The 22,839-nt window shown below is 42.0% G+C and carries 22 protein-coding genes and 1 riboswitch; of the genes, 13 read left to right on the top strand and 9 right to left on the bottom strand.

All coding sequences use genetic code 11. The annotated features are described in order from the left end of the window. Positions 1–100 precede the first annotated feature (100 nt). The 4 genes from glyS to rsmD all read left to right on the top strand — a co-directional run bounded on the left by glyS (position 101) and on the right by rsmD (position 4,530). On the top strand, positions 101–2,170 hold the full coding sequence (gene glyS / locus WMO13_RS00505) for a glycine--tRNA ligase subunit beta (protein WP_026879403.1): 2,070 nt from the start codon (positions 101–103) through the stop codon (positions 2,168–2,170). An 83-nt stretch (positions 2,171–2,253) separates the two neighbouring features. Continuing rightward, the gene (locus WMO13_RS00500; protein ID WP_084331531.1) at positions 2,254–2,955 is read left to right on the top strand and encodes a D-glycero-alpha-D-manno-heptose-1,7-bisphosphate 7-phosphatase; all 702 of its coding nucleotides are present in this window, start codon (positions 2,254–2,256) and stop codon (positions 2,953–2,955) included. A gap of 78 nt (positions 2,956–3,033) precedes the next feature. Beyond that, the gene (locus WMO13_RS00495; RefSeq protein ID WP_051396305.1) at positions 3,034–3,885 is read left to right on the top strand and encodes a lysophospholipid acyltransferase family protein; all 852 of its coding nucleotides are present in this window, start codon (positions 3,034–3,036) and stop codon (positions 3,883–3,885) included. A gap of 15 nt (positions 3,886–3,900) precedes the next feature. Continuing rightward, positions 3,901–4,530: a 16S rRNA (guanine(966)-N(2))-methyltransferase RsmD gene (gene rsmD, locus WMO13_RS00490; protein WP_034856061.1), complete on the top strand. Its 630-nt coding sequence runs from the start codon at positions 3,901–3,903 to the stop codon at positions 4,528–4,530. A gap of 211 nt (positions 4,531–4,741) precedes the next feature. Here rsmD and WMO13_RS00485 read toward each other — a convergent pair whose 3' ends face one another. The 4 genes from WMO13_RS00485 to WMO13_RS00470 form a co-directional block, all read right to left on the bottom strand. Beyond that, positions 4,742–5,452, bottom strand: coding sequence for a nucleotidyl transferase AbiEii/AbiGii toxin family protein (locus tag WMO13_RS00485; RefSeq protein ID WP_034856057.1), 711 nt, complete (start codon positions 5,450–5,452; stop codon positions 4,742–4,744). Further along, a complete protein-coding gene (locus WMO13_RS00480; RefSeq protein ID WP_026879401.1) occupies positions 5,445–5,654 on the bottom strand; it encodes a hypothetical protein in 210 nt (69 codons plus the stop codon). Before WMO13_RS00480 ends, WMO13_RS00485 begins: the two co-directional genes overlap by 8 nt. A gap of 627 nt (positions 5,655–6,281) precedes the next feature. Then, complete coding sequence (locus WMO13_RS00475; protein ID WP_034856064.1) at positions 6,282–6,551, bottom strand: helix-turn-helix domain-containing protein; 270 nt, start codon at positions 6,549–6,551, stop codon at positions 6,282–6,284. Positions 6,552–6,663: 112 nt separating this feature from the next. Continuing rightward, positions 6,664–7,011: a type II toxin-antitoxin system RelE/ParE family toxin gene (locus WMO13_RS00470; RefSeq protein WP_026879399.1), complete on the bottom strand. Its 348-nt coding sequence runs from the start codon at positions 7,009–7,011 to the stop codon at positions 6,664–6,666. A 927-nt stretch (positions 7,012–7,938) separates the two neighbouring features. On the opposite strand from WMO13_RS00470, the gene WMO13_RS00465 reads away from it, so the two are divergent. The 7 genes from WMO13_RS00465 to thiQ all read left to right on the top strand — a co-directional run bounded on the left by WMO13_RS00465 (position 7,939) and on the right by thiQ (position 14,212). Further along, a protein-coding gene (locus WMO13_RS00465) for an IS3 family transposase (RefSeq protein ID WP_342386822.1) occupies positions 7,939–9,011 on the top strand; the annotation gives its coding sequence in 2 pieces (ribosomal slippage) (positions 7,939–8,200 and positions 8,200–9,011; 1,074 coding nt in all). Positions 9,012–9,107: 96 nt separating this feature from the next. Beyond that, entirely contained in the window at positions 9,108–9,347 is a 240-nt protein-coding gene (locus WMO13_RS00460; protein ID WP_026879423.1) for a hypothetical protein, read from the top strand. Positions 9,348–9,455: 108 nt separating this feature from the next. Next, positions 9,456–9,599 carry a DUF2335 domain-containing protein gene (locus WMO13_RS10640; RefSeq protein ID WP_084331534.1) on the top strand — a complete coding sequence of 48 codons (144 nt, stop codon included), beginning with the start codon at positions 9,456–9,458 and terminating at the stop codon, positions 9,597–9,599. A gap of 12 nt (positions 9,600–9,611) precedes the next feature. Beyond that, positions 9,612–9,860 (top strand): hypothetical protein, encoded by a 249-nt coding sequence (locus WMO13_RS00455; protein WP_026879422.1) that lies wholly within the window; start codon positions 9,612–9,614, stop codon positions 9,858–9,860. A 726-nt stretch (positions 9,861–10,586) separates the two neighbouring features. Continuing rightward, positions 10,587–10,708: riboswitch (TPP riboswitch) on the top strand. 135 nt (positions 10,709–10,843) lie between these two features. After that, positions 10,844–11,812, top strand: a complete 969-nt coding sequence (gene thiB / locus WMO13_RS00450; protein ID WP_051396308.1) for a thiamine ABC transporter substrate binding subunit — start codon at positions 10,844–10,846, stop codon at positions 11,810–11,812. Continuing rightward, positions 11,788–13,491: a thiamine/thiamine pyrophosphate ABC transporter permease ThiP gene (thiP, locus tag WMO13_RS00445; protein ID WP_270049129.1), complete on the top strand. Its 1,704-nt coding sequence runs from the start codon at positions 11,788–11,790 to the stop codon at positions 13,489–13,491. Before thiB ends, thiP begins: the two co-directional genes overlap by 25 nt. Further along, positions 13,475–14,212 (top strand): thiamine ABC transporter ATP-binding protein ThiQ, encoded by a 738-nt coding sequence (gene thiQ / locus WMO13_RS00440; protein ID WP_026879419.1) that lies wholly within the window; start codon positions 13,475–13,477, stop codon positions 14,210–14,212. Before thiP ends, thiQ begins: the two co-directional genes overlap by 17 nt. Positions 14,213–14,737: 525 nt before the next feature. Here thiQ and WMO13_RS00435 read toward each other — a convergent pair. Together WMO13_RS00435 and fic are read right to left on the bottom strand one after the other, a co-directional pair. After that, positions 14,738–14,914, bottom strand: coding sequence for a hypothetical protein (locus WMO13_RS00435; RefSeq protein ID WP_156923295.1), 177 nt, complete (start codon positions 14,912–14,914; stop codon positions 14,738–14,740). Between the two features lie 63 nt (positions 14,915–14,977). Then, positions 14,978–16,054: a protein adenylyltransferase Fic gene (gene fic / locus WMO13_RS00430; RefSeq protein WP_026879418.1), complete on the bottom strand. Its 1,077-nt coding sequence runs from the start codon at positions 16,052–16,054 to the stop codon at positions 14,978–14,980. A gap of 1,321 nt (positions 16,055–17,375) precedes the next feature. Here fic and WMO13_RS00425 point away from each other — a divergent pair. After that, positions 17,376–19,334, top strand: coding sequence for a bifunctional 2',3'-cyclic-nucleotide 2'-phosphodiesterase/3'-nucleotidase (locus WMO13_RS00425; RefSeq protein ID WP_034856110.1), 1,959 nt, complete (start codon positions 17,376–17,378; stop codon positions 19,332–19,334). Between the two features lie 166 nt (positions 19,335–19,500). Here WMO13_RS00425 and WMO13_RS00420 read toward each other — a convergent pair whose 3' ends face one another. From WMO13_RS00420 to hemE, 3 genes are all read right to left on the bottom strand, one after another. After that, positions 19,501–19,905 (bottom strand): response regulator, encoded by a 405-nt coding sequence (locus tag WMO13_RS00420; RefSeq protein WP_051396309.1) that lies wholly within the window; start codon positions 19,903–19,905, stop codon positions 19,501–19,503. 143 nt (positions 19,906–20,048) lie between these two features. Further along, entirely contained in the window at positions 20,049–20,504 is a 456-nt protein-coding gene (locus tag WMO13_RS00415; RefSeq protein ID WP_026879431.1) for an NUDIX domain-containing protein, read from the bottom strand. Between the two features lie 3 nt (positions 20,505–20,507). Next, complete coding sequence (gene hemE / locus WMO13_RS00410) at positions 20,508–21,596, bottom strand: uroporphyrinogen decarboxylase (RefSeq protein ID WP_026879432.1); 1,089 nt, start codon at positions 21,594–21,596, stop codon at positions 20,508–20,510. 165 nt (positions 21,597–21,761) lie between these two features. Here hemE and WMO13_RS00405 point away from each other — a divergent pair, with 165 nt between their 5' ends. Beyond that, positions 21,762–22,517, top strand: a complete 756-nt coding sequence (locus tag WMO13_RS00405) for an IS5 family transposase (RefSeq protein ID WP_342386815.1) — start codon at positions 21,762–21,764, stop codon at positions 22,515–22,517. Positions 22,518–22,839 lie beyond the last annotated feature (322 nt).

The raw sequence follows: 22,839 nt of genomic DNA, 5'->3' as shown, positions 1-22,839 counted from the left end.
TTATGATCGAATATAAGTGAGAAAGCGTTCCAAATACGCTAAAATAACCCTCTATATAAGAATTCTAGGTTATTTCATACACTTTTCAGATGGAATCACAATGATTAAAGAGACGCTACTAATTGAAATTGGGACGGAAGAGCTTCCGCCACGGGCTTTGAATAATTTATCGAATGCTTTTAAAGAGGGCATTGCGGCTGAGCTAAAAGCGAAGAAACTCGGCTTTAGTGAGATCAAGGCCTATGCCACGCCTCGCCGTTTGGCGCTTGTGATCTCAGATCTTGACTCTGAGCAAGCGGATTATGTGAGCGAACGCCGGGGACCTGCGGTACAAGCAGCAATGAAAGAGGGTGAACCTACGCCGGCACTTCAAGGATTTGCGCGCTCTTGTGGCGTGACGGTTGAGCAATTAACGGTGCTTGAGACCGATAAAGGCGCTTGGTATACCTACAAAGAGGAAGTGAAAGGTCAATCACTCGCGTCCCTATTGCCGGCAATGATCGAAAAAGCGCTTAAAGGCTTGCCTATTCCCAAGAGAATGCGTTGGGCGGGACACGATTTTGAATTTGTGCGCCCGGTGCGTTGGGTTGTAGTGATGTATGGAGATCAAGTTCTTGAGACCAAGATCTTCGGAATTGATGCCGGCAATAAGAGCCGTGGACACCGTTTCCACACATCAGCGCCGATTGCGATTCCCCACGCAAAAGAGTATGAAGCCACAATGGAACAACAAGGGCATATCGTCCCTGACTTTGCTAAGCGTAAAGCGTTAATTGAAGCGGATATTCAGAAGGTGACAGCGTCAATCGGTACGCCGATTGTGAATGAAGGCTTACTTGATGAAGTCACAGCGCTAGTTGAACACCCCAAAGCGATGATCGGTAGCTTTGAAACGCACTTCTTAGAAGTCCCACAAGAAGCGCTCATTATTGCCATGGAAGATCATCAGCGTTACTTCCCGATTGTGGATGAGAATGGAAAATTAGTAGATAAATTCTGCTTTATTAGCAATATCGAGAGCAGTGAGCCACAAGCGGTCATTGATGGCAATGAGCGGGTAATTCGCCCTCGTTTTGCCGATGCGGAATTCTTCTGGAATGAAGATCGCAAGAAACCGCTTGAGAGTTATCTTGCTCATCTTGAAAGTGTGGTATTCCAAACTAAACTCGGTTCACAAGCAGATAAAATTCGCCGTGTTGCCACTTTAAGTGAAGCGATTGCGAAGATGATCGGTGCTGATGAAGCATTAGTGGCGCGTGCTGCACGTCTTAATAAGGCGGATCTCATCAGTGATATGGTGCAAGAGTTCCCTGAACTACAAGGCACAATGGCACGGTACTATGCCCTTGATCAAAATGAGAATCCCATTGTCGCCGATAGCTTAGAGCAAGTTTACTGGCCTCGCTTCGCCGGCGATCGCTTACCAGAGAGTAAAGAGGCGCAAGCGCTCGGTTTGGCTGAACGTTTAGATACCATTGTGGGGATCTTCTCGATTGGTGAGATTCCAACGGGTTCCCGCGATCCTTATGGTCTTCGCCGAAATGCCTTAGCGGTTCTACGGATTTTAATCGAAAAAGAACTCAATTTAGATCTTTTGAAATTGATTGAGATTAGTGCGGCGACAATGCCTAAAGCAATTGAAGCGGATAAATCAGTAATGACTATCTTTACCTATATCTTCGATCGTCTTCGTGCTTATTCTGCAGATTTAGGGGTATCAAGTGATGTATTTGCATCAATCTCTGAACTGAAGCTCACCAATCCGCTCGATATCTATCATCGTCTTTTAGCGGTTGCGGCCTTTAAAGCGCTACCGGAAGCCGGCTCTCTGATTGAAACAAATAAACGAATCCACAATATCCTCGAGAATAACAAAGAGGAAGCGGTAGCAACGGATGTGAGTGAAACGTTATTAGAGAATGAGTCTGAAAAGTTACTCTTCAAAGCCACAGAACTTCTCAAAGGTGAAATTGCATCATTAGTGGCAGCAAAAGATTATCGCGCTATTTTAGAGCAATTAGCGAATCTTGCAGCACCCCTTGCACGCTTCTTTGAAGATACGATGGTGATGGCTGAAGATCGTGAAGTGCGTCATAACCGTATTGCGCTTCTCACTGAGATTCGTGATGATTTTGAGACCGTTGCGGATATCTCTAAGTTGCAACTCTAATCAGATATCATAATGAGATTGAGAGTGCGTGATCTCTTGATAGATAGCGCGCTCTCAAATCATCAATATCAGAAGGAATCATTATGAGTCAGATCAATCAGACTGCATCACAACAATGGGATCGATTATTAATAGATGGCATATTAACGGCAGAGGATGTTTCACAAGAAACGCTCCCTTGGCCTGACCTTGTCATTCTCGATCGCGATGGGGTGATTAATGAGGACTCTACAGCTTATATTAAATCAAGCGATGAGTGGCATCCTATTGCCGGAAGCTTAGAAGCGATTGCCGCACTCAATCAAGCCGGTGTTCCGGTAGCGGTGGCGACTAATCAACGGGGGATTGCCCTTGGGCTCTATGATCATCAAGCACTTGATGAGATGCATCAAAAAATGGCGGATCTACTCGATGAGCATCAAGGGAAAATTGCGGCATTAGAATATTGTACCGCTGATGATCCCGAGCATCCTGATCGTAAACCTAATCCGGGGATGTTACATAAAATTATGACTCAGTTAGCGATTATACCGCCTCAAGTGATCTACTTTGTCGGGGATAAACAATCAGATCTAGAAGCGGGTAAACGGGCAGGCATTCGCCCTGTTTTAGTGCGCACTGGGAATGGCGCAGAGACAGAACGAAAGCTACAGCAAGCATTGGTAGAAACACCTCAACATCATAGTAATAATGGTCTCGAAAATGATGGCAATCACGAGAACACGATCCCTTGCTTTGCTTCATTAGCCGAATTTGTGACGATACTACAGCGACTGCATCAGTGACTGCATTAGTGACTAATTTACCCCATATACCCTACTATCGATCTCTCGATTAAGCACTTTTCATAGGAATCAATACATATGGTGACTTGGATACGTTCCCTTATTACCTTTATCGGTTATCTCTTTATCTATCTGGTGATTACGCCCATTATGATGCTCTGTACGATCTTCTTTTGGGGTTCGTGGTTTCGCCGGGTGACTATTATCTGGTCGAGTATCCTCATTGGTTGGATGCGAATCGGTGCCGGCGTGCATTATCGGGTTGTCGGGCAAGAGCATCTCAACAAACTCAAAGATCGCCCTCATTTTATCATCTCTAATCATCAATCAGCCTTAGAAACGCTCATCTATACGGTGATTCTACCGCCCCATTCCTTTGTCCTCAAAAAGGAGCTTCTCTATATCCCTTTCTTTGGTTGGGGATTAGCGAAGGCTAAGCCGATTGCGATTAATCGTAAGGATGGGAAAAATGCCCTTAAACAGATCTCGGCTCAAGCAAAAGAGCGCTTTAATGAGGGTCGCTCGGTGATTATCTTCCCGGAAGGAACGCGCGTACCTTTTGGCAAAGAGGAACCTTTTAAGAAAGGGGCCTTTATTGTGGCGAAGCAGTTAGAAGCGCCGGTATTGCCGATAGCGATTAACTCCGGTTTAGCGGCACCGAAAGGCCGTTTTATCAAAGAGCCGGGAATGATCACGATCGTGATTGGTGAGCCGATTGAATCGAAAGAGCTCTCTACCGGCGAGCTTGCGAAAGTCACCGAAAGTTGGATTCGAGCACATATTCTGCCCACATTAGATCCAAATGCCGAAGTCACTATTGCACCGACAATGGTTGAGGAAATCTCGATTATGAAAGAAGATGAAGAGACCAAGGAAGCCATTGAAGCCGTAGCTTCAGAAATAGTATCAGATATCAAAACGCACTCGTAGGAGATCACTCATATTATGAAACGCGCCCAAGGGAAATCCGCCGCTCACGCTATTCAAATTATTGGTGGGGAATATCGTTCTCGTAAAATCAATGTGATTGATGCGGATGGCTTACGCCCGACTGCTTCGCGGGTGCGCGAAACCCTCTTTAATTGGTTACAGCTCACCATCCCCGGCGCAATCGTTATTGATGCCTTTGCCGGCAGCGGCGCTTTAGGGATTGAAGCGCTCTCTCGAGGTGCGAAAAAGGCGATCTTTATCGAAAAAGATCCGGCTGTCTACCGGCAACTACAAGCGAATCTTAATGCGCTCAAGGTTCCAGAATCGCGTTATACCCTGCTCCCAATGAGTGCTTTAGAGTTTCTCAAACAAGATCCGCTCCATCCTGAGATGAAAGCCTATTTAACCGCTATTAAAGAAGAGGGTTTACGCTCGCACCTCTTCCTTGACCCGCCCTTTCATCACAATCTCTATCCTGAAATCTTCAGCCTTCTCCAAGGTCATTCACTCACAGAACATTTAACATCCCTCTCCCTAGAGATGCCCCACAAGCTCCTCTTACAAGCCGCAAGCCTCTTACCGCTTAAAGAAGCAAGAGAGATGAAAACCAAAGAGAGCCGGCTCTATCTCTTCAGAGCGGCGTAAGGATTTTGATACTGATTGAAAGCGGATTCCCGGCGGGAGGGAATGTTTGTGAATCCAGAAGATTCGAGCGCCCGCGGATGAGTAGTCTCTCAACTTCTCAAACTAATCTCCCGGCGCGCGATTGCTGGAAGAACGGGATACTTCGCTCCGGAGATGCGGTTAATTTTCTTAGTTGTTATAAATCATATCTAATTCACAAATGAATTTTATATTAAACAGATAATCTATTGTGCTTTTCTTGAATGATATAGTTTGCGAAATTGGGCACCAATCGACTCATTAAGATTGCCTTAATTTGATGACTCATTGAATACTCAGTAGCTTTTTCTAAATAATGAGACTTATTCAATAAAGCTTTTTCTAACCCATAAAAAATAACTTGATATGAGTAATGCTGAGCTGCAATCCGCCAGCTCTCCTCAGGTATTGCTCCCCAAAAATGAAACATCACGATCAAATCTAATATATCTTTATATTCCGTATATCTATCTGCATTCGCAAGTAGTTTATTGACATAACAGGATTTCTGATCTAAATAAGGAACATTAAAAAAATGTCCCTTAGATCTCGTTAACTCATAATCTGCAAAAGATACAAATTCTAATTTTATTAACGTATTTTCTATATTAACAACCGCTCTTACAGCATCTCGATCTGCCCGAATATCTCTTGGATAATCAAAATCTTCCAAGACTAAATTCCCTAGAGATTGATTTGTGACTTCACTTCTAACTGCTCTATAAGAATCCTTATTTGGACAGATAAAATCAATATCTACAGATTCTCGATACTCGTTTAACTCCAAAGCAATTCTAGTTCCACCACCAAATAAAATTGTATTTTGACTTAAAAATTCAGAATTAAATCGCTCTAGGGCTTTATAAATAATTTGATGATGGCGGCGCTCTATTTTTTTAAGCATGAAGAAAAATACCTTTTCCTACTACATCTATCAATTGTTGTAAAAGTGCTAGCTCTTTATGAGAGAGATTTTTTTCATCAAAATATTGGTATCTTTTTTCACAAAAATAGAAGATCTCTTCAGGCGTAAATTCCTGTTTAGTCGTATCCCATAAAATTAAATCTAAGAAAGGATACTCTTGACGATTGATGGTATTTTTCATATTGACACCTCTCTTATAAACTAATGTTGATCTTTTCTACAACAACTATCTGTATTGTAAGGTGGCTTAACATTAAAGACAATTAATCTTTCTTAGTGATTCCCGGCGGGAGGGAATGCTTGCAAATCCAGAAGATTCGAGCGCCCGCAGGTGAGTAGTTTCTCAACTTCTCAAACTATTTTCTCGGCATTGAGAAATACCACTATTGCCGACATAGATAGAATTTCCGCTTAACTCCCGGCATTGAAGATGTCCAATCTGCCGGCGCACGATTGGTAAAAGAGCGGGATACTTCGCTCCGGCGATGGGAGGGATTGTCTTATATCAATAAAGATAGTTCTAACTTTTCAGATGTGGGAAAACTTTCTGAAATTTTTATCTCAAATCAAATCTGATTCCCGGCGGGAGGGAATGCTTGCAAATCCAGAAGATTCGAGCGCCCGCAGGTGAGTGATTTTCAATCTCTCGGCAATAGAACAGATCCCGCGGATGAGCCGTTTCTCAACTTCTCAAACTAATCTCCCGGCATTAAAGATACCCAACCTGCCGGCGCACGATTGGTAAAAGAGCAGGATACTTCGCTCCGGCGATGAGATGGATTGTCTTAATTGCTTCGAATAAAATAATCTATACGTTGATAGAGACAGTTTTACCCGTAGGTAGATTAATATTGATACTCATAGAACCACCTAATGCTTCAATATATTTTTTCATTGTTGAGAGCTTGATATCTTGAGTAACATTTTCAATACCTGAAAGCGTCGGTTGTGATATCCCCAATATCTCAGCAATCTCTTTCTGAGTTTTATTGAGTTCTTTTCTAATCAACATAAGACTATATTCCAAATCTAGTTGATCTGTTAGTGCTTGAATACGATCTTGGCTCTCTTTAGACATATATTTCTGCGTAAATTCTTTAGAAGAGATTCTCTTTTTAGATTTTTTTAAATCTGATTTCATTTTGATACTCCATTCCTTGATTCTATTAATTGGATGATATATATCACTCTTAATTTTCATCAAGCTCTGTGGCAAATAGTTGATCTGCAATCGGAACCCACTTTTTATAAAAATCCTGATCTTTCCATCCCTTTTTATTATCAGCTATCAATATAATAGCTTCTCGCTGTGGATTAAATGCAAAAAATAATCGATAAGGATTCCCCTGCGATTGCACTCGAAGTTCTTTCATATTAGGAAATTGTGATCCTTGAATGGTATCTGCATAAGGTCTTGATAGCTGTGGACCTCTTTTTTCTAACAATCCTATATAGGCCATAATATCTTCTTGAATCTTAATATCTTGTTGTAACAACCATTTTTCAAACCTTTCTGAAAAGTAAACATCCCAATTCATATCTACTGATCCCTTTATCCTCGGCTCTATTTTTATTTTCAAAAACCTAGAGATGTCTATCTATCATCGTCAATAGATTGATCAATGGATAAAGCAAATAGTTGTTTTCCTTAAAATCATTTTACTCGCTTAAAATATAGCCTTCAACCTATATTTTAATACTCATTGAGTCATTATTAATTAGCCATTTCTTATTTTCGACATAGACAGATATCTCTAATACCATAAACATAGCGCTTACCGGTTATTACGGGGATAATTTCAGAAATTTTTTCATTCTTATTAAAAGCCGATTCCCGGCGGGAGGGAATGCTTGCAACTCCAGAGAGATCCCGCGCCCGCGGGTGGGTAGCCTCTCAACTTCTCAAACTATTTTCTCGGCATTGAGAAATACCACTATTGCCGGCATAGATAGAATTTCCGCTTAACTCTCGGCAATGCTCGACACAGATGAACGATCTATTTATTATCCTGCATTGAAGATACCCAATCTGCCGGCGCACGATTGGTAAAAGAGCGGGATACTTCGCTCCGGCGATGGGAGGGATTGTCTTATATCAATAAAGATAGTTCTAACTTTTCAGATGTGGGAAAACTTTCTGAAATTTTTTCATTCTTATTAAAAGTCGATTCCCGGCGGGAGGGAATGTGTGCAACTCCAGAGAGATCCCGAGGATAAAAGATCTTTTTAATCTTTTAAGTGTTATTTCCCACAATCAAAAAAGAACACCTAAGCTTAAGGTAATTACTCATGAAGTTTAAAAAGTTATCTAGCTTACTGTTATAGAATTAAACCTACTATGTAGATAGTTGGGGAATATAACAATAAAGTATATACTTAAAACATATGCAATTGTAATCCTCCCTAAAAATAATACCGACTATAAGTAGAATTTTCTCGTATTATTTACTTAGGAGAAATTAACTATGAAAAAATCAAAATTCACAGACACACAAATCATGTCAATCTTAAAGCAGAATGAATCAGGCGTGAAAGTGACCGATTTATGTCGAGAGCATGGGATTAGTTCGGCGACATTTTATAAGTGGCGTTCAAAATATGGTGGTATGGATGCCTCGATGATTACTCGCTTAAAAGAGCTAGAAGCTGAGAATGCAAGGCTCAAAAAAATGTATGCTGAAGAATGTTTAAAGTCCCGTATCCGCCAAGAAGCTTTAGAGGGAAAGTGGTAAAGCCATCTCAACGAAAAGAGATGGCTAAAGCTGTTTTAAAGACTCAAGATATCTCCATTCGTTTGGTTTGTGAGATATTTGGGATTAGCAAAACGGCTTTTCACTATCAGGCCAAAGCCTCTTCCGAAAACAGACTCATTGAAACTTGGTTACTGAAGTTAACTAAAGCTCATAAGCGTTGGGGTTTTGGTTTATGTTTTGATTATTTGAGAAATATTCAAAAGTTCCGATGGAATCATAAACGAGTTTTAAGAGTTTATCGGGAATTAGAGCTTAATCTCAGAATTAAACCTAAAAAACGAATCATCAGAAATTGCCCCGAAGCATTGGGATTAGCGACAGATATTAATCAAATATGGTCGATGGATTTTATGTCTGACAGCTTGCAAAATGGACGTTATTTCCGAACTTTTAATGTGATTGATGATTATAATCGAGAAGGTCTTTGCGTGGATATTGATTTTAGTTTACCGACAGAAAAAGTGATTCGCTCCTTAGAGAGAATTATTGAATGGAGAGGAAAGCCTGCAGCGATTCGATGTGATAATGGCCCTGAATATATTAGCCAGAAATTAATTGATTGGGCTAATTCAAAGAAGATCACTCTGATCTATACTCAACCGGGGAAACCCACACAAAATGCTTATATTGAGCGATTTAACCGCACCGTAAGAGAGGAGTTACTATCGAATTATCTGTTTGGAACAATCAATGAAGCACAAATTTACTCCACTAAATGGCTATGGAGTTATAATAATGAAAGACCCCATTCAGCCATTGGATCTGTGCCACCGTGTCAACTTTAATAAACCAAGAGAAACCTTCTACTTTTAAATAGCCCTAAAAAGGGGAGGATTACACAATCATCATAGTTACTGTGATAACTAAAAAGGAGTTTACTCATGAGAAAGCTGAGTCATAGAATTTTGAACTGGTCTAATAACATGATAAGTTTTCCAGATATACCTACTATTTCAAGTCACTGTACGGATTACTTATCATCTATTCAGCCAGCTAAAGTTAAATTAAGAAGCGCTGAAGAAGATATGCAAATTGTAGCCGAAGATATCTCTCAGGCCACAGCTGAGGTATTAGCGCGTTATGGGGATGACCGTGATAACAAAAGATCTATCAAAAGATGATAAACAAAATGATATAGAAACGTCCTGTTCAACTGAACCAGAGAAAGATTTAATTTCTGATGAAGTAGAAAGGATTACCCAAATTGCAAATAGTGATCTTCCTGAAAAATTAAAGAAGAAAAAATAAAAGAAACGCTGCAAATTAAAAGCCAGCTCTTTTCAGGCCCATTACCTCCCCCCGCTTTATTAGAAGAGTATGAAAAAATTGTGCCTGGTGTGGCAACAAAGATTATTGAAATGTCAATAATATAAAGAGAACATACTATGCAAATTGAAAAAGCACTAACAGATTCTGAAATCGACCGAGTGTCTAGATCGCTCAATTTAGCCGAAAAATCCAATAAAAGAGGCACATGGTTAGTTTGGGGCTTAATAGCGGCTTCTCTAATCAGTATTTGGAGTGATGCTCACCCCACTGTTAGCATTGCCTTTTTAAGTCTTCCAATTGTCATGGGATTAAAAAGTTTATTATTCAATCATGAAAATAATAAAAAAGCAGATCCAGATAAATAATCTGGACTGATAGTATGAGTCCATATCAAAATTATAAAAATATACTATCCCCCGGCGATGGGAGGAGTTTTCTTAGTAATCTCAAATCAAATCTAATTCCCGGCAGGAGGGAATGCTTGCAATTCCAGACAAATCCCGCGCCCGCGGGTGAGTAGTTTCTCAACTTCTCAAACTATTTTCTCAACATTGAGAGATATCATTATATTTCAGCATAGATAGAATGTCCGCTTAACTCTCGGCAATGCTCGACACAGATGAACGATCTATTTATTATCCTGCATTGAAGATGCCCAACCTGCCGGCACGCGATTGATGGAAGAACGGTATACTTCGCTCCGGCGATGGGAGGGATTGTCTTATATCAATAAAGATAGTTCTAACTTTTCAGATGTGGGAAAACTTTCTGAAATTTTTTCATTCTTATTAAAAGCCGATTCCCGGCGGGAGGGAATGCTTGCAATTCCAGACAAATCCCGCGCCCGCGGGTGAGCAGTTTCTCAACTTCTCAAACTATTTTCTCTGCATTGAGAAATACCACTATTGCCGGCATAGATAGAATTTCCGCTTAACTCCCGGCATTAAAGATGTCCAATCTGCCGGCGCACGATTGGTAAAAGAGCGGGATACTTCGCTCCGGCGATGGGATAGATTTACTTAGTGACAACCATCAAACATCCCCTTTTATGACACAAGTTTACAGAGCTCTTGAAAATCTCTACAATGAGGGCTATCTCAACGGGGTGCCATTTAGGGATGATTAGGATGATCTGATCTTTAAAGGGCTGAGATTTCACCCGTCGAACCTGATCCGGACAATACCGGCGTAGGGATTTGAGAGCAGATGGCCACGAGGGCGATCTCCCTCAGATCCTGTGACGCATTACACAGGAGCTATTATGACGCATAAAACTGATTCTTCCATATTTCAACGCTTATCTCGATCGATTGCTCAACCGATTGGGCGAATTCTCCTTGCCACTTCTATGATTTTAACCTGCGTGACCACGTTCGCCTTGGCAGAGAAACCGATACTCACCGTCTACACTTATGATTCCTTTGCCGCAGAATGGGGGCCGGGGCCACTGATTAAGGAGCGCTTTGAAAAAGAGTGCGATTGTGAGCTGAAATTAGTCTCTCTCGGTGATGGCGTTGCCCTACTCAATCGCCTACGGATGGAAGGTAAAAAGAGTAAAGCGGATATTATCCTTGGTCTTGATAATAATCTGATTGCAGCGGCGGAAGAGACGGGGCTATTTGCTCCGGCCAATGTGGATACCTCAAAACTCAAACTGCCGATTGAATGGGATCATCAGACATTTATTCCTTACGATTATGGCTATTTTGCCTTTATCTATAATAAAGAGAAGATCCAAAATCCGCCCACAAGTATGAATGCACTCCTCGATAGTAGTAAATCTTGGAGTATTATCTATCAAGATCCTCGGACTAGTACGCCAGGATTGGGATTACTGTTTTGGATGGAGAAACTCTATGGAGATGAGAGTACAGCCGCTTGGCAAAAGATGGCGAAAAAGACGCTGACCGTCACCAAAGGTTGGAGCGAATCTTATGGCCTCTTTCTCAAGGATGAAAGTGATTTTGTCTTGAGTTATACCACATCGCCGGGCTATCAGATGCTCTATGATAAAGATGACAGCTATGCGGCAGCAATCTTCGATGAAGGGCACTATCTACAGGTAGAAGTCGCAGCGAAGTTGGCTACAAGCCAAAATGAAGCATTAGCCGATCAATTCCTGCAATTTATGTTAACGCCGGCATTTCAAGAGACGCTCCCGACTACCAATTGGATGTATCCTGTGATTGATATTCCATTACCGGAAGTCTACAAAGCGCTGCCGATTCCAAGCAAAGCGTTGCTCTTTAGTGCTGAAGAAGTGGAGAAAGAGCGACAACATTGGATTCGTTTATGGCAATCGGCGGTGAGTCAATAATTGACTTGAATGAGGATCTCTCATTGATGTATTCCCTACCCCATCATCACCGTCAATCGGCTTTGCAAGATCAGGCTCATCGGCCAAAGAGTTCTCTCTCTCTGTGGCCGGGCATTGTAGCGGCGCTATTACTCATTACCGTTGCGCTCCTCGCCTTTGGTGCGCTCTGGTGCTTTGCGCCATCTATTTCCTTGAGCGCTATTTGGCATGATCACTATCTCTGGCACGTGATTGGCTTTACCTTTTATCAAGCCTTTCTCTCTGCCCTACTCTCTGTGATCCCCGCTATTTTACTCGCTAGAGCACTCTATCGCCGGCGTTTCCCCGGGAGAACCCTGCTTCTTCGTCTCTGTGCAATGACGTTAGTCTTACCGGTCTTAGTGGCCGTATTTGGCATTCTCTCGATCTATGGTAAAAGTGGTTGGCTTGCGATGCTATTGGAGATGATAGGGCTTGAATATCGCTTCTCACCTTATGGTTTACAAGGGATTCTGCTCGCTCATGTCTTTTTCAATCTCCCCCTTGCCGCTCGAATGTTACTACAAGCGCTTGAGAGTATTTCTGTAGAACAGCGGCAGATTGCAGCGCAATTAGGCTTTAATGAATGGCAACAATTTCGCATTGTAGAGTGGCCCTATCTGCGCCGGCAATTATTACCTACTGCGGCACTGATCTTTATGCTCTGCTTTGCGAGCTTTGCCACAGTGTTAGCCCTTGGAGGTGGACCGAAAGCAACCACAATTGAGTTAGCGATTTATCAAGCGCTCAATTATGATTTTGATCCCGGTAGAGCGGCGATTTTAGCCCTTATTCAACTCTTTTTCTGTATCGGTTTAGTCCTACTTAGCCAACGCATCAATAGCGCCTTTGCCATTGGCACCACACAAGCACGGCGTTGGTTCGATCCGGCAGATAATCATTTTCGGCAGATTCGAGATACGCTGATTATTCTCTTAGCGCTTTTACTACTCCTGCCACCGCTCATTGCCATTATTATTGATGGATTGAATGGGCGCATTCTTGCCGTACTGCAACAATCAGCACTGTGGCAAGCGGCTTCCACCTCGCTGATTATTGCGCTGTGTGCCGGGCTTCTCTCGGTGACACTCACGATGATGATTCTCTGGAGTAGTCGGGAGCTTCGACTTCGGGGGAATGAACGGTGGGGACAGACTTTAGAGCTCAGTGGCCTGTTAATTTTAGCGATGCCGGGTATTGTATTAGCAACAGGTTTCTTTATTCTCTTTAATGAGACGATCGGCATTCCCCAATCCCCTTATCCTGTAGTGATTGTGGCGAATGCACTCCTAGCGATTCCTTATGCGCTGAAAACCCTCGATAATCCGATGAGAGATCTTGCGGAGCGCTACAATCCCCTCTGCCAATCTCTCAATATTCAAGGCGTTCGCCGGTTATGGATCGTTGAACTGAAAGCCCTCAAAAAGCCCATTGCTCAAGCCCTTGCTTTTGCTTCGGTGATCTCCATTGGCGATTTTGGCGTAGTGGCGCTCTTTGGCAATGAGGATTTTCGCACATTACCCTACTATCTCTATCAGCAATTAGGGGCATATCGTACCAATGATGGAGCGGTAACGGCAATGTTACTACTATTCCTCTGCTTTATCCTTTTTAGCTTACTCGAACAACTCTCAGGAAAAGATTATGATTCGGCTCAATAATGTTCTCTTTCATCCTAGCGTTAATGACAAGACGCAATCGATGCTGTTTCAATGTGCCATTGAACAAGGGGAGCGAGTGGCAATTATGGGGCCAAGTGGCGCGGGGAAAAGTACGCTATTGAGTTTAATCAGTGGTTTTCACGTTCCGCAACAAGGGGAGATAATCCTTGCCGGCAAAGATGTGACTAAGCTTCCGCCGGCAAAGCGTCCGGTATCTATGCTATTTCAGGAGAATAATCTCTTTGCCCATTTGACCGTTCTGCAAAATATCGGTTTAGGATTACGCCCGACACTACATCTCAAGCCCGATGAGATTGCAAAAGTCAGGCAAATTGCCGAGCAAGTGGGATTACAAGACCTTCTCAACCGCTATCCTAATACCCTCTCCGGTGGCCAACGACAACGCGCCGCCCTTGCCCGCTGCTTTATCCGCCGGCAACCGATTCTACTTCTTGATGAGCCTTTCTCCGCCCTTGATCCTGCGCTTCGGCACGAAATGTTACAGCTCTTAGATGAGATCTGCCACGCGCATAATATAACTTTAGTGATGGTATCGCACAATATCGAAGATGCCCACCAAATCGCGCCCAGAACACTTGTTATCCACGATGGTACCATTGCGTACGATGGCAATACCGAACAGCTCCTCAAAGGGGAAGATTCCGCAGCAAAACTCCTAGGTATTGAGAAATGCCACAACTTGCCGGCGCACGATTGGTAAAAAAGCGGGATATTTCCCCCCGGCGATGCGATTAATTCTCTTAGTCGTTCTATAGAAGCTAATTCCCGGCGGGAGGGAATGTTTGCAATTCCAGACAAATCCCGCGCCCGCGAGTGAGCGATTTTTTAATCTCTCGGCAATAGAACAGATCCCGAGATTTAAGAGATTTCCCGGCGCACGATCAGTAAAAGAGCGAGATCATTCCCCCCGGCGATGGGATAAATCCTCTTATGAATTAACTATAACCATAAAGATAGCATTCACTTTTAGAATGTGGGAAAACTTTCTGAAATTTTTTCATTCTTATTAAAAGCCGATTCCCGGCGGGAGGGAATGATCGTGAAACCAGAAGATCCGAGCGCCCGCGGGTGAAAAATTTCACAATTGTTCAACGGTATAAGCAAACACAATATGTTTAAAAAAATGCAAAAAATCGACACGTTTTAAAGATATGTTTATACCATCGACATATCATCTCGATATGTTTAAAAAATCCAAAAAAATCGACACATCAATAAAACATCGCTAAATAATCGAGAAAAATCGACATGAATTTTCGGCATTGAAAATGCCACTATTGTTAGCATGATTGAGTTTCCACCAAACTCTCTGCATTGAGAAATGCCACATCTGCCGGCGCGAGATCGGTAAAAGAACAGGATATTTCTCCCCGGCGATGCGATCAATTTTCTTATGGAACAAACTGATTCCATACAAACCAAAGCCGATTCCCGGCGGGAGGGAATGCTTGCAAATAGTCAGCAATTACTGTCGCATTAAGTCCAGTAATTTACCATTAATAAATAGCTTTTCTCGTCCTTCCATATATTCCGTCAAGACACCAATATCACATAATTTTTGTAAATAGTTAGAAGCTGTTTGCCTCTGAGCAATATTTTTCTCTACTAAGTTAGTAATACGGCAATAGGGCTGTTCAAAAAGAAGGTTCACTAGCTCATAGCTATATACTTTAGGAGCTTCTTCTTTGATATGTTGTACGGTTTCTTCCATTAATACCGTAATCGCTTCTATCTTATTTTTCGTCCATATCGATGTTTCTTCAACAGCTTTGAGCATAAAAAGAATCCACTCTTCCCACTGATGATTGGATGTTACTTGCAAAAGTAATTGATAATATTTTTGCTTATTCATTACGATATAACGACTTAAATAGAGTATCGGCAAGGTTAATAGTTCTTTCTCAATCAAATAGAGAATATTCAGAATTCTCCCTGTTCGACCATTTCCATCGATAAAGGGATGAATCGCTTCAAATTGATAATGGAGAACCGCTAACTTAACTAAAGGATCAAGCTCATCATCAGCATGGAGAAAATCCTCCCAATTTTTGAGCAAAGCACGAATAATCTCTTCTCCCGCAGGCGGTGTATAGACCACTTCACCAGTTGTACTATTACGTAAGGCCGTTCCCAACTGTTTACGAATATCCATCTCTCTTCCCTTGAGCGTACTACATATATCCATGGCTGTACGACTAGATAAGGGAAGCTTATTCAGTGAAATAAACCCATTATAGAGCGCCCGGCGATAACTTAATGCCTCTTTAGTCATAGGATCTGCATTCCCCTCTTCTACTGAATATTGAAAGAGTTTATCCGTTGTCGTCACAATATTTTCAATCTCGGAGCTTCCTTGCGCTTCTAAAATGGGCAACAGATTAATCAACAATCCCTGATTCGGTAATAATTTCCCTGCTTGATTCAACTCTGCTAAAGCAGATCTTGCAGCAATACAGTTTTTTAAGACACTTTTTGTTTCCAACTCTTTTTGAGGTGGAAGGAGTGGTAACTCATTATAAGGTTGTTCTGCAATCCAATTCATCATCTTCTTCTCCATTTTTTCAACAGTATAGGGAGATGCAATCACTAGATCAATATAATATGTTTAAAAAAATGCAAAAAATCGACACGTTTTAAAGATATGTTTATACCATCGACATATCATCTCGATATGTTTAAAAAATCCAAAAAAATCGACACATCAATAAAACATCGTTAAATAATCGAGAAAAATCGACATGAATTTTCGGCATTGAAAATGCCACTATTGTTAGCATGATTGAGTTTCCACCAAACTCTCTGCATTGAGAAATGCCACATCTGCCGGCGCGGGATCGGTAAAAGAACAGGATATTTCTCCCCGGCGATGCGATCACTTTTCTTATATTAATAAAGATAGTACCCACTTTTGAGATGGGAAAACTTTCCGAAATTTTTTCATTCTCATTAAAAACCGATTCCCGGCGGGAGGGAATGATCGTGAAACCAGAAGATCCGAGCGCCCGCTATTGAGCGATTTTCTAATCTCTCGGCATTGAAGATGCCAAACCTGCCGGCGCGCAATTATTGAAAGAGCGGGATATTTCCCCCCGGCGATGCGATCACTTTTCTTATATTAATAAAGATAGTACCCACTTTTGAGATATGGGAAAACTTTCCGAAATTTTTTCATTTTTATTAAAAGCCGATTCCCGGCGGGAGGGAATGATCGTGAAACCAGAAGATCCGAGCGCCCGCTATTGAGCGATTTTCTAATCTCTCGGCATTGAAGATGCCAAACCTGCCGGCGCGCAATTATTGAAAGAGCGGGATATTTCCCCCCCGGCGATGAGATCACTTTTCTTATATTAATAAAGATAGTACCCACTTTTGAGATATGGGAAAACTTTCTGAAATTTTTTCATTTTTATTAAAAGCCGATTCCCGGCGGGAGGGAATGATCGTGAAACCAGAAGATCCGAGCGCCCGCGGAGGAGCGATTTTCTAATCTCTCGGCATTGAAGATGCCAAACCTGCCGGCGCGAGATCGGTAAAAGAACAGGATATTTCCCCCCGGCGATGCGATCACTTTTCTTATATTAATAAAGATAGTACCCACTTTTGAGATATGGGAAAACTTTCCGAAATTTTTTCATTTTTATTAAAAGCCTATTCCCGGCGGGAGGGAATGATCGTGAAACCAGAACAATCGAGCGCCCGCTATTGAGCGATTTTCTAATCTCTCGGCAAGGAATAATATCCCGCTATTGAGCGATTCTCTTAGTCATTCTGAACAATAATCTAACTCAATAACATTCATTGTATTAATCGATATAATATATTATTAATCTAATTTTGATTATCAACTCAAAGGAGAATGGATTATGAAGCGAATCTACAAATTATCGGCTTTAGCCTTAATAGTCACCCTCAATTTACAAGCCACTCAAGCGGCAACTGTTGATCTACGGGTATTGGAAACTACGGATATCCACAGTAATTTACTCGATTTTGATTACTATAAAGATCAGCCAACCGAGCAATTTGGTCTTGTACGCACGGCGACACTCATTAAGAATGCCGAGGAAGAAGCACCCAATTCCGTCTTAGTCGATAATGGTGATTTGATCCAAGGAAGCCCGCTTGCGGATTATATGGCGGCAAAAGGCATTCATGATGGAGAATCCCATCCGGCACATACCTTGATGAATACCATGGGCTATACGGTGGGGAACTTCGGAAATCATGAGTTTAACTTTGGGCTTGATTATCTTGAGCAAGCCATTGCCGGCGCTGAGTTTCCCTATGTGAATGCCAATGTGATGGATGCCACTACAGGCCTTAATTACTTCAACCCTTATATTATCGTCGATACACCGGTCATTGATCGAGATGGTAATGCCCAAAATATCAAAATTGGCTATATCGGCTTTGTTCCCCCTCAAATTATGATTTGGGATAAGCCCAATTTAACCGGCAAGGTGACGGTGAATGATATCACCGAAACCGCCCGTAAATTTGTGCCGGAGATGAAAGCGGAAGGTGCAGATATTATTATCGCCATTCCCCATTCGGGATTCTCACAAGAGCCCTATAAAGCGATGGCAGAAAACTCCGTCTACTATCTGAGTGAAGTACCCGGAATCGATGCGATTCTCTTTGGGCATTCCCATGGCGTTTTCCCAAGCGCCTCATTTGCCGATATTCCCGGCGTGGATATCGAGAAGGGAACGATTAATGGGATTCCTGCTGTGATGCCGGGTCAATGGGGAGATCATTTAGGGGTTGTTGATCTTGTCTTAAATGATGATGAAGGCAGATGGAAAGTCGTTGATGCCCAATCGGAGGCACGCCCTATTTTTGATAAAGCAAGTCGCCAAGCGCTTGTGGAACGAGATGAGGATTTAGCGGCTCTAATTAGAGAGCCACATGCTGAAACCCGGGAATTTGTGGGTCAACAGATAGGAAAAGCATCCGATAATATGTATAGCTATCTAGCCCTGATCCAGAGTGATCCCACCGTTCAAATCGTCAATGATGCACAGACAGATTATACCCACCACTTTATTCAAGGAGATCCCGATTTAGAGGATATTCCGGTATTGTCCGCAGCGGCGCCTTTTAAAGCCGGTGGCCGGAAAAATGCCCCGCACGATTTTGTAGAAGTTGAACAAGGGGATTTGACCTTCCGCAATGCTGCTGACCTCTATCTCTACCCTAATACCCTTGCCGTTGTGAAATTAACCGGCGCTGATGTTGTGGAATGGCTTGAGTGTTCCGCAGGAATGTTTAATCAGATCGATCCTAACAATCCTGAACCGCAATATCTACTCAATTGGGAAGGCTTTAGAACCTATAATTTCGATACGCTAAGTGGCGTTAATTATGAGATTGATGTGACAGAACCGGCAAAATATGATGTCGATTGTCAAGTGATTAATCCTGATGCCAATAGAGTTAAATCGGTGACTTATAATGGTAAACCGATCGATCCTAAAGCACCTTTCTTAGTAGCGACCAATAATTACCGAGCTTATGGCGGTAAATTTGCCGGCACAGGCGATGCGCATGTGGCCTTTGCCTCCCCTGATGAGAATCGTACTATTCTGGCCAACTATATTGCTAAAGAGACGAAAGAGAAAGGAGTTGTCACGAGTAAAGCGGTGAATAATTGGCAATTTACCCCCATCAAAAGTGATCAACCACTTGATATCCGCTTTGAAACATCTCCAAGTGAAAAGGCAGAAACTTATATCAAGGAGAATGCACAATATCCTGTGAATCGCATTACCACCGATCCGATCGGCTTTGCAGTATATCAGATTGATTTAATGGGGAAATAGTCACTCACAGAGTAGAAACATTAGCAGGATGCAAGAATCTGTGATTTATAGTGAGATCGGTTCAAAATAAGCTTATTAAAATGCGCTTGAGCTTTAATAAAGGCTCAAGCGCATTTCTCTCATAATAGGGAGGGTGATTTATTAACAATGAACTATTGCTCCTTAATCACTGATCTTGACTGTTCTCAATGCTATTTTGATACTCATCCCAAAGTTTTTTGATCCGTTCATAGAGAAAGGTTTCATCACCACTTTTACTAATAATACCTAAAAGAGCGGGAGGACGCGCCTCTGAATAGAGGACAAGTCGATCGTTGGTCGTTGTGATAATCCCCGGGATAATGCGTGGAGAGAGTTGCTTTTGTAATTGCTCGAGCGTTTCAGGGCCACTACTGCCCGAAAGAACCAGATCGACGACAATCAAATCAGGAACTATACCTTTGCCCAAGAGGGTTACTGCTTCTTCGTAACTATGACAGATATAGTAGAGCTTCTCGGGGAATGTCTCCTCAATACGATGATTAAACTCGGCATCTGCACAGACACAGAGTACTTTTTCTAATCGTTGCATCTTACCTCTCTATCTCTATCTCTATATTTAATGCTATATATTTCAATGCTATTAAATGGTGAACTACTATGCATCATATCCATTTGCAATCTCATGGGTAATACCCTTTATAATAATTCCTATGAGAATTGTAGCTACAAACATCAGGAGTCTTGATGCCCAACTCGCCGATCATAAGCAAGATAGGTATCAGACCATAAGATCACTTCCTGTACACGTGGTGTAACATGTTTGAGTGCCTCGCTTCGGGTAAACCAAGCCCAATCGCTATGTTCAGGACGACCGATTTCCGGATTAATCGGAAGGTGAATGCCTCGCCGACGAGTTTCTGCTAAATAGTAGCGAGCCACTTTTCTACCGCGAAAATAGGGTTCTGTTTCATAGTAATCTTGCCCCCAAGGGAAGATTAGGTCTCGGATCGTGGTCTCTTCCCAGACTTCCCGAAGTGCTGTTTCAAGCGGTTTTTCTCCCTGCTCTACTTGCCCTTTAGGGAAATCCCAAAAGTTAAAAGATTTCAGTAGAAGATACCGAAAAGTCCCACGATCCCATCGAACAATCACCGCTCCACAAGAGAGAATCTCTGGCGGATAGCTATTCATGTATTACCCTTTTTGCTGACCTAATGTATGGTACTGCGGGCTTAATTCATGAACGGCTTCCACCATTGCTTTCACATTTTCAGGATCAATACCTGGGTGAATACCGTGGCCTAAATTGAAGATATGCCCCTCATTTTTCCCGACCTGACCAAATCCCGCAAGGACTTGTCCTACATGCTCACGCACCACTTTCGGTGTTGAGTAGAGAACGCCCGGATCCATATTCCCTTGAAGCACGACTTGCTGACCGACTTGCGCTTTTGCTTCGCTAATATCCGTCATCCAATCAAGTCCAAGCCCATTTGCCCCAATCACTGCTTGCTCTTTAAGCCACATGCCGCCATTTTTAGTGAATACGATACTAGGAATAGGCGCACCATCATACTCTTTGATCAAACCATTGATAATCTTCTGCATATAACGAAGCGAGAATGCTTGATAATGCTGTTTAGAGAGGATTCCTCCCCAAGTATCAAAGATCTGAACCGCAGCCGCCCCGCTTTGAATCTGCGCATTGAGATAATCGATCACCACATCCGCTAATTTATCAAGTAGTAGATGCATCGCTTCAGGATGTTCATACATAAAGCCACGCACTTTACCGAAATCTTTGCTACTACCGCCTTCGATCATATAAGTCGCAAGCGTCCAAGGGCTACCGGTAAAACCGATCAACGGTACTTCATTTTTAAGCGCTTTACGAATGGTTGAAACGGCATTCATCACATAGCCAAGCTCATCATTCACATCGATGTTAGGTAACGCTTCGATATCCGCCACCGACTCAATAGGCTTAGCAAATACCGGCCCTTTACCAGAGACAAAGCTCAACTCTAACCCCATTGCATCGGGAATGGTCAAAATATCGGAAAAGAGAATCGCCGCATCAAATCCAAAGCGATCAATCGGTTGCAGTGTTACTTCACAGGCAAACTCGGCATTACGGCAGAGCGACATAAAATCCCCTGCTTTTGCCCGAACAGCACGATACTCAGGAAGATAGCGGCCCGCTTGACGCATCATCCATACAGGCGTACGATCCACTGGCTCTTTGAGTAGCGCACGAATAAAACGATCATTTTTATAAGTCATTGTTCTATCCTAAGTCTTAAATTATATCGTCGAAATTATACCACAAGACGCCCTATTCCTCCCCTTAATATTATTTTAAATTGCTAGGGGCTGTTGAACATTGCAGTTCAAAATAAAAAAAGCGAGCGGTAGAATATTATCGTCAAAAAAAACCTACCTCTCGCTATGTCTCGAACCATGCTTACAGATAAACTATGGCTGAAACTGAAGCCTATTCTCCTAGATTTGAATATCTATGACAAACCAAATTTAAGAAATATCGTTGAGGGTATTCTATTTAGAATGAGAACAGGTGTTCCTTGGAGGGATATTCCTGAGCAATTTGGGCGACCTAATACTATTTTTAAAACTTTTAGTCGTTGGTCTAAAAATAACAAGCTCTTGAAATTATTTAAAAAACTATCACAAGATGTTGACTATGAATGGCTGTTTATAGATGCAACTCACATTAGAGCTCACCAGCATAGCACAGGAGCAACCGCAGATAATCCTCAAGCAATATCTAAAAGTGTTGGTGGAAATAGTTCAAAAATTCATATGATCGTAGATGCTTGCGGTAATCCCTGTGAATTTATCGTAACAGATGGAACGACCCACGATATCAAGGTCGCTCCAGAGCTACTTAGCAGGGTTCATTTAAATACGACAGATTACGTTAGTGCAGATAAAGGTTATGATTCTGAGAGTTTTAGAGAAGATATTATAAATCAAGGAGCTAAAGCTATTATTCCTAAAAAGAGGAATACTCTTACGAATAATAATCATATGGACTGGCATATTTATAAAACTCGGCATTTAGTGGAGAATGCATTTGCAAGGCTGAAACATTTTAGAAGTATAGCAACAAGATATGACAAGCTAAAACAACATTATGAAAACAACGTTGCTTTAGCTTGTGCCTATATTTGGCTGAAGTTATGAATGTTCAACAGCCCCTAGATAAAATCTCACGTTAGCGCTATAATACGGGGCTTGTCATTTTTAATGAGTCGATCCTGTTACTTCCCAATGTTAAGAATCGTTTTGAATCATTTGGAGAGTTATAAGGTAATCGCTGTTAAAGAAGATCATTACGAGTAAGTCGGGGATAGCATTGATTAAAACTGTCATTGAAACCTATTTTCAAGATCGCTTTAAATAAATGAAATCAATTCCTTACTTACATTTTTTATTTTACATTACTCACAGATTTTCAAACCTAAACGGGGGTGCTTGCGTAGATTTCAGCAATGGAACTTCGACA

The sequence above is a fragment of the Ignatzschineria larvae DSM 13226 genome (assembly GCF_038500265.1).
GTDB classification, from domain to species: Bacteria; Pseudomonadota; Gammaproteobacteria; order Cardiobacteriales; family Wohlfahrtiimonadaceae; genus Ignatzschineria; species Ignatzschineria larvae.
Note: the sequence above shows the minus strand (reverse complement) of the source record. Positions and strands in the feature narration are given on the sequence as shown.